We start from the raw sequence: 4,514 nt of genomic DNA, 5'->3' as shown, positions 1-4,514 counted from the left end.
CCATTGCGGCGCATCGCCGTGCCCGAGCAACCAGTTCGGGCGGGCGCCGACGAGCATCTCGACGTCCGCTCGCGTGAGCGCCAGCGACCGGGCGGTGGCTACCGACTGGGGGTGGTCGTCGGGCAGCAGGCCCTTGGCCATCGACATCGGCACGTACGGCAGGCCCGTCGTCTCGATGAAGTCCCGGATCGTTTCGTCCGCCTGTGCGTAGGCGGCCCCCTTGCCGAGCACGACGAGCGGCCGCTCGGCGTCGGCGAGCAGGTCGATCGCGCGATCCACCGCCGCGGCCGCGGGCACCTGTCGCGGTGCCGGGTCAACGAGCTGCCATACCGACGCGGCGGCCTTCTCGGCATCGAGGACCTCGCCCAGCACTGCTGCCGGGATGTCGAGGTAGACCCCTCCGGGACGGCCGGAGATCGCCGTCCGGATCGCGCGAGCCACGCCGCGACCGATGTCCTCGTCCCGAGACACGCGGTACGCCGCCTTGGTGAACTGCCTGGCCGCCGCGAGCTGGTCCATCTCCTCGTAGTCGCCGCGCTGCAGGTCGACGAGGTGCCGTTCGCTGGATCCGGAGATCTGGACCATCGGGAAGCAGTTCGTGGTGGCGTTGGCCAGCCCCACCAGCCCGTTGAGAAAGCCCGGTGCAGACACCGTGAGGCAGATACCCGGCTTCTTCGTCAGGAATCCGGCTGCTGCTGCGGCGTGTCCCGCGTTGCTCTCGTGGCGGAAGCCTATGTAGCGGATGCCCGCTCCCTGCGCGACACGGGCCAGGTCGGTGATCGGGATGCCGACGACACCGTAGATGGTCTCCACGCCGTTGAGTTTGAGGGCATCGACGACCAGATGAATCCCGTCGGTGACATCGGTGTGGTCGGCACCTCCTGCCTCTGTGCCCGGTACGGAAGTGGCGGTCATGGTGAGGACCCTCCCTGGATGGTGCGGTCGAATCACGGAATACTGCATACAGTATGCTCGTGTCTCAGGCGGACTGGCAAGGATCGCGTTGAGCGCTCGAGATGCGGTTCTGCCCCAGCCCCCACGCCACCACCGGCGGCGCTCCACCGATATGCGCACCACGGTGACCGCCGAACGGCAACGGATTCACGAGCAGTTGCAGGTCGCGCAGTGCGCAATCGGTGAAACGAACCCATCTCTCGGACTTAGGTTCGCGCCGCTGACTGTCGTGGGTGGAGTGGGTTCGCCGGCTAACGCGATCGTGCCGCGTTGACGCAACTGGCGAGGCTGCTGCTCGCCGTTCAGTCCGGGGGGGGCCGCCGCTCGAGCAGCGTAGACGCGGACATCGGCGTCCGGGTCCAGGACCGCGGTGGCGAGCGGCCCGCGGGCATCCTCCCGCGTGGAGCGCGCGAGGAGAGCCAGGACCGCGGCCTTGCGGGCATCGGCGTTGGGATCGCCGAGCATCTTGGCCACGGCGGGCACGGCATGTGCGGGGTCGGCCGCGCTCAGCGCCGTGGCCGCACCTGCGCGGACCTGCCGGGACGGGTCGGCAAACGCGCTCACCGCCGTGACGTCCTACGGGGCTGGGCAGCCCGCGGAGGCCAGGGCGGCGAATGCGGCCCGGCGAACCAGGATGTCCGCGTCCCGGAGCAGGGGGTTGAGAGCCTCGGGGGCGTCCGGGCTGGGCGCCGCGACACGGACCTCGCGGGCCGGGTCTCCAGCTGTAGATCGTGACCTTGCCGGTCGGGGGGTTGTGCGGTTTCGGTGTGGTGGCCGCGGTTGTGGGCGACGAGGAGGACGCGGCCGATGCCTGCCAGCCCTTCGATGGCGTCGTCGGTAGCCCACGGTGTGGCTTGTTCGTGTGCGGTGCGCTGGTGGGTGATGGCGGGCGAGTGGGGTGGTGCATTCACCAGATGTGCCACTATGTCGCCATGACCAGGGGTCGGTTGCGTACCGAGTTCCAGCGCGAAACCGGCGCGGTGACGCCGTTGGAGCTGTTCTTCGACCTGGTCTTCGTGTTCGCGCTCACCGCGGTCACGGCGTTCATGTCCGAGGACCTCACCTGGCACGGGATGCTTCGTGGGGTGCTGATCCTCGGGCTGCTGTGGTGGAGCTGGGTGTGCTACTCGTGGGTTGGCAACGTGGCGCGTGCGGACGAGGGCGTCAGCCGGCTGGCGCTGTTCACCGCGATGGCCGTGATGTTCGTCCTCGCACTGAGCATCCCGGAGTCGTTCGACGACCTCTCCGGCGGGCTGCACGGCCCGGTCGTCCTCGCGGTCTGCTACTTCCTCTTCCGCACCATGCACCTGATGCTTTTCTGGATCTTCTCCGCCGATGACCCGGGCCTGCGCGGGCAGCTGCTGCGCTTCGCGCCCTCGATGCTCGCGGCAACCACTCTGCTGCTGATCGCGGCGGGGACCGACGGGCCGACGCAGACGGCGCTGTGGGCGGCGGCGCTGGTGGCGGACTACTTGGGCAACTACCTGGGAGGGGCGCGGGGGTGGCGGCTCCGCTCGGCCGGGCACTTCGCCGAACGGCACGGCCTGATCCTCATCATCGCGCTGGGCGAGTCGATCGTGGCCGTCGGTGTCGGGATGGCCGAGCTGCCGATCTCATGGCCGATCGTGGCCGCCGCGGTACTGGGACTGGTCCTGTCGGCGGCGCTGTGGTGGGCCTACTTCGACGTCACCGCACTCGCGGCCCAGCGGGCGTTCGCCGCCGTGCCGGACGCGGACCGGCCCCGGCTTGCACGCGACGCCTACAGCTATCTGCACCTGCCGCTGATCGCCGGTGTGGTGCTGCTCGCGTTGGGACTGAAGAAGGTCCTGAACTATGTGGGCGACCCTGTGCACCACGACCTCGCCGACCCGCTGAAGGGTCTTGGGCTCGCCGCGCTGGTCGGGGGCGTCTCGCTGTACCTGCTGGGGCACGTCGCGTTCACGTGGCGTGTCCTGCACGTCGTCAACGTGCAGCGCACGGTGCTGGCTGTCGCGCTGATGTCGATGCTGGGGGTCGGGCCCCTCATTCCCGCGCTGGCCGCCCTCGCGGTGCTCGCCGCCGCCATGGTCGGCTTGGTGGCGTTCGAAACCAGCCGCTTCGCCGAGGAGCGCCACCGGCTCCGCCACGAACACTGAAGCCCGCGAGGGGCCGGTCGCAGAACGGTCACCCTGTGCCAGGTCCGCGTACGGCGGGCCGCCGTGGGACATCGTCACAAGGCTCTCGGCAGGCTTCTCCGGAGCGCCCCATGCCCCGGGCGACCAGCGACTTCCGTCGCAGGAGACCCGAGGTGTTCGGATGGGAGATACGGGTACCCCGCAGGCTGTGGCAGAGGCGAGGAGAGGTGGCCGCAGCGCTGGCCGCATGAGATGTCCCTCGCTCTCGTGAGGCTTAGGTCGAGGAAGGCGCCCTATCGGGGGCAGTCAAGCCGACGAGATCACCGCCGGGAGCACACGACGGCGCCGGGGGGCATCGGGGTGGAAGTCGAGGTAGGCCTCGGAGGAGGTAGGCATGGAGCCTGCAAAAGAGACCGGGATGCAGTTCGGCATTTTCACGGTCGGCGACGTCACCCCCGACCCCACCACGGACCGCACCCCCACCGAGGCGCAGCGCATCCAGAACACCCTGGCCATTGCCCGGAAGGCTGAGGAGGTGGGCCTGGACGTCTTCGCCACCGGGGAGCACCACAATCCGCCGTTCACGCCCTCGTCGCCGACGACCCTTCTTGGTTACATCGCCGCTCAGACCGAGCGGCTCATCCTGTCGACGTCGACGACGCTGATCACTACGAACGATCCGGTCAAGATCGCCGAGGACTTCAGCGTGCTGCAGCACGTCTCCGGCGGCCGCTGTGACGTGATGCTCGGGCGGGGGAACATGGGCCCGGTCTATCCCTGGTTCGGGCAGGACATCCGCCAGGCGGTGCCGCTGACTGTGGAGCACTACGGGCTGCTGCGGCGGCTGTGGCGCGAGGAAGTGGTGGACTGGGAGGGGGAGTTCCGCACCCCGCTGCAGGGCTTCACCCTCGCGCCCCGCCCGCTGGACGGCGTACCACCGTTCGTGTGGCACGGCTCGATCCGTACGCCCGAGGTCGCGGAGCTGGCGGCCTACTACGGGGACGGGTTCTTCGCCAATCACATCTTCTGGCCCGCTTCCCACACGAAGCGGATGGTGGAGCTCTACCGCCGCCGCTTCGAGCACTACGGCCACGGCGGCCCGGAACAGGCGGTCGTCGGCCTGGGCGGGCAGGTCTTCATGCGCCGCGACAGCCAGGACGCGGTGGAGGAGTTCCGGCCGTACTTCGACAACGCGCCCGTCTACGGACACGGTCCGTCGCTGGAGGAGTTCACCTCCCAAACGCCGCTGACGGTCGGATCGCCTGCGCAGGTCGTCGAGAAGACGCTGGGATTCCGTGAGTACGCCGGCGACTACCAGCGGCAGCTGTTCCTCATCGACCACGCCGGGCTGCCGCTGAAGACGGTACTCGAACAGCTCGACCTGCTCGGCGAGGAGGTGGTCCCGGTGCTGCGCAGGGAGTTCGCCGCCGGCAGGCCGGCCGGCGT

General features: G+C 69.4%; 4 protein-coding genes. 2 read left to right on the top strand and 2 right to left on the bottom strand.

The annotated features are described in order from the left end of the window. Both ACRDP3_RS22295 and ACRDP3_RS22290 read right to left on the bottom strand, forming a co-directional pair. On the bottom strand, positions 1-915 hold a 915-nt coding region (locus tag ACRDP3_RS22295), incomplete at its 3' end, for a thiamine pyrophosphate-binding protein (RefSeq protein ID WP_431518768.1). A 186-nt stretch (positions 916-1,101) separates the two neighbouring features. Continuing rightward, the gene (locus ACRDP3_RS22290; protein WP_431518767.1) at positions 1,102-1,518 is read right to left on the bottom strand and encodes a HEAT repeat domain-containing protein; all 417 of its coding nucleotides are present in this window, start codon (positions 1,516-1,518) and stop codon (positions 1,102-1,104) included. Positions 1,519-1,886: 368 nt separating this feature from the next. On the opposite strand from ACRDP3_RS22290, the gene ACRDP3_RS22285 reads away from it, so the two are divergent. Both ACRDP3_RS22285 and ACRDP3_RS22280 read left to right on the top strand, forming a co-directional pair. After that, positions 1,887-3,089: a low temperature requirement protein A gene (locus tag ACRDP3_RS22285; protein ID WP_431518766.1), complete on the top strand. Its 1,203-nt coding sequence runs from the start codon at positions 1,887-1,889 to the stop codon at positions 3,087-3,089. Positions 3,090-3,486: 397 nt separating this feature from the next. After that, a partial coding sequence (locus tag ACRDP3_RS22280; RefSeq protein WP_431518769.1) for a CE1758 family FMN-dependent luciferase-like monooxygenase occupies positions 3,487-4,514 on the top strand: 1,028 nt, incomplete at its 3' end.

The organism is Streptomyces sp., assembly GCF_050698815.1.
Taxonomy (GTDB): Bacteria; Actinomycetota; Actinomycetes; order Streptomycetales; family Streptomycetaceae; genus Streptomyces.
This window is presented reverse-complemented; position numbering and strand designations above follow the sequence as displayed.